Here is a 3,198-nt window from a genome sequence, read left to right as displayed (position 1 = left end):
GCCCGGCGGGCTCATTGATGCCCCCCTACGTCGCTGCGCGCCGGTCCCCAAAGGGGGAGCGAGCGCCTTGGGAGCGGCCCGGCGTCGCTCATGGCTTGAACTGCCCTTGTACCCGGTAACGCGACCCCGGATGCACCAGCCGCGCCCGGCATCCACCCGGCGCATCACGCCGACGCCGTTGCGCGCCATCAGGTTCAGGTCCTGCGTCGGACCGTCGAGTAGGCGGCAACCGGGGGCAGTGCCGCCATCAAAGCGCAACGGCGGGTCGCCCGCCTTGAGCTCGCGGTCGCCATCGGCAAACGCCAGCACCACGCCGGCGCCACGCAGCACCGCGAACCAGCGCTCGACTTGCGGGAACGCCGAAAACGCGCCGTCGGACTCGATGTCGGCCCGGCTGATGCGCAGCTTCCACTCCGCGCCAGCAGGCCAGGCCAGCAGTTCGCGGGTCTGGCCCCCGCCATTGCGCCAGGCCTGGGGGGCCACCGAATCGGCGTCGATCAGCAAGAAATTCATGGCTTGAATTGTCCTTGCACGCGGTAACGCGAACCCGGATGCACCAGGCGCGCCAGCGTGATCGGGATGTCGCGGTTGACGGTGCGCCGCACGATGATCAGGCACGGCTCGTCGCCCGGTATGCCGAGCAATCGGGCTTCGCGCACGCGTGGGGCCCCGGCTTCGATCGAATACTGCGCCTCCCACAGCGGCGCCACCTGCAACAAATAGTGCGTCGGCGTGATTTTGGTGAAGTCGGTCTTCAGGTAGTTGGGCGCGCACCGCGGATTGACGAAGCGGTCCTCGCATTGCAGCGCGACGTCGTCCTCGAAGTGCACGATCAGGGTATGGAATACCGGCGCTCCCGGGGCCAGGCCGAGTTGCCCCGCCAGCCCTGCGGTGGCGCGCTGCTGCCTTGAAAGATGGACCCGGGCGTGGTGGCGATGGCCGCGCGCGGTGATCTCCTCGTGCAGGTCGCGAATCGTCAGCGACGAGGAGACCTGGGCCAGATGCGCGGCGTAGGTTCCAAGGCCCTGCACCCGGGTCACCAGGCCATCGGTTTGCAACTCGCGCAACGCCCGGGTGACCGTCATGCGGCTGACGCCGAACTGCGCGACCAGCTCGGAATCGGACGGCATCAACGCGCCGGGCGGCCAGCGGCCGACCGACAGCCCGTGTTTGAGATATTCCCTGACCAGCGCGTAGGGAGCCAGAACCTGCGCAGTGGCTGCCCGGGCCGACGGCCGGTTGCGCGCTGCGGAATCAGGGAAAACCATGATTCGAGTGTATTTGCATAGTCTTGTCTAGTCAAGTACACTTTGCCGCTGCGCCGCGTCGTTGATGTTGCGTGCGCTTCTTTCCGATTGTTGAGACCCTCCGTGAGGCTGCCATGTCCGACCTGTCCCCCGTCCACCAAGTTGCAAAACCCCGTCCTGTGCGCGCCCCAAGAGGGACCCAGCTCAGCTGCAGGAACTGGCTGATTGAAGCCGCCTACCGGATGTTGCAAAACAATCTGGACCCCGATGTGGCCGAGAACCCGGACGCGCTGGTGGTCTACGGCGGCATCGGCAAGGCGGCTCGCAACTGGGACTGCTTTGAGGCCATCCTGACTTCGCTGAAAAGCCTGGGCGACGACGAGACCCTGCTGATTCAGTCGGGCAAGCCGGTCGGCATCTTCCCGACTCACGCTGACGCGCCGCGGGTCTTGATCGCCAATAGCAATCTGGTGCCGCACTGGGCCAACTGGGACCATTTCAACGAGCTCGACCGCAAGGGCTTGATGATGTATGGCCAGATGACGGCCGGCAGCTGGATCTATATCGGCACGCAAGGCATCGTGCAGGGCACCTATGAGACCTTTGCCGAGGCCGGGCGTCAACACTATGGAGGAACGATGAAAGGCCGCTGGGTGCTAACGGCCGGCCTGGGCGGCATGGGCGGCGCGCAACCGCTGGCCGCCAGCTTCGCCGGTGCCTGCTCGCTGAACATCGAATGCCAGCAAAGCCGCATCGACTTCCGCCTCAAGACCCGCTATGTGGACGAGCAAGCGAGCGACCTTGATGACGCACTGGCGCGGCTGAAGAAATACACCGCCGAGGGCCGCGCGATCTCGATCGCGCTGCTCGGCAATGCGGCGACCCTCCTGCCGGCGCTGGCCGAACGCTGCAAGACCGACGCCAGCCTCAAGCCCGACCTGGTCACCGATCAGACCAGCGCCCACGATCTGATCAATGGCTATTTGCCTGCAGGCTGGAGCGTTGAGCAGTGGAAAGCGGCCGCCGCCGACCCGGCCCAACATGCCGCGCTGAAGGCGGCGGCCGCCGCCAGCTGCGCCGTGCACGTCAAGGCCATGCTGCTGTTCCAGGCGATGGGCATCCCGACCGTCGACTATGGCAACAATATCCGCCAGGTGGCGTTGGAGCAAGGCGTTAGCAATGCCTTTGACTTTCCCGGTTTTGTGCCCGCCTATGTGCGCCCGCAGTTCTGCGCAGGCCGTGGCCCCTTCCGCTGGGTGGCGCTGAGCGGCGACCCGGAAGACATCTACAAGACCGACGCCAAGATCAAAGAGCTGTTCCCGCAGCACGCCCACGTGCACCGCTGGCTGGACATGGCGCGCGAACGCATCGCCTTCCAGGGCCTGCCGGCACGCATCTGCTGGCTGGGCCTGGGCGAGCGCCATCTCGCCGGCCTGGCCTTCAATGAGATGGTCAGGTCGGGTGAGCTCAAGGCACCGATCGTGATCGGCCGCGACCATCTGGACAGCGGCTCGGTCGCCAGCCCCAACCGCGAGACCGAAAGCATGATGGACGGCTCGGACGCGGTTTCCGACTGGCCGCTGCTCAACGCGCTGCTCAACACCGCCGGCGGCGCCACTTGGGTCAGCCTGCACCACGGCGGCGGCGTCGGCATGGGCTTCAGCCAGCACAGCGGCGTGGTGATCGTCGCCGACGGCACCGACGCTGCGGCCAAACGCCTGGCCCGCGTGCTCTACAACGACCCCGGCACGGGGGTGATGCGCCATGCCGATGCCGGCTACGAGATCGCCAAGACAACGGCACGCGAGCGTGGGTTGAATATGCCGATGCTAAATCGCAACTGACATCAATAACGTCGTTTCAATACGGACGCAGAGGGCGCAGAGGAACGCAAGGTACGCAGAGCATTTCTTTTGCCTTCTTATTCTTTGCGTCCTCTGCGTCCCTCCGC

General features: G+C 65.9%; 3 protein-coding genes. 1 reads left to right on the top strand and 2 read right to left on the bottom strand.

Translation table 11 applies throughout. The annotated features are described in order from the left end of the window. Both RMO57_RS04285 and RMO57_RS04280 read right to left on the bottom strand, forming a co-directional pair. Positions 1-513 (bottom strand): HutD family protein (locus RMO57_RS04285; protein WP_310384545.1); only part of this gene is annotated, 513 nt, incomplete at its 3' end. After that, positions 510-1,268: a UTRA domain-containing protein gene (locus RMO57_RS04280; RefSeq protein WP_310384543.1), complete on the bottom strand. Its 759-nt coding sequence runs from the start codon at positions 1,266-1,268 to the stop codon at positions 510-512. The genes RMO57_RS04280 and RMO57_RS04285, both read right to left, overlap by 4 nt. 113 nt (positions 1,269-1,381) lie before the next feature. On the opposite strand from RMO57_RS04280, the gene hutU reads away from it, so the two are divergent. Further along, the gene (gene hutU / locus RMO57_RS04275) at positions 1,382-3,091 is read left to right on the top strand and encodes a urocanate hydratase (RefSeq protein ID WP_310384540.1); all 1,710 of its coding nucleotides are present in this window, start codon (positions 1,382-1,384) and stop codon (positions 3,089-3,091) included. The last annotated feature ends 107 nt before the right edge of the window (positions 3,092-3,198 follow it).

Source organism: Roseateles sp., from assembly GCF_031397715.1.
Taxonomy (GTDB): domain Bacteria; phylum Pseudomonadota; class Gammaproteobacteria; order Burkholderiales; family Burkholderiaceae_C; genus Paucibacter_A.
This window is presented reverse-complemented; position numbering and strand designations above follow the sequence as displayed.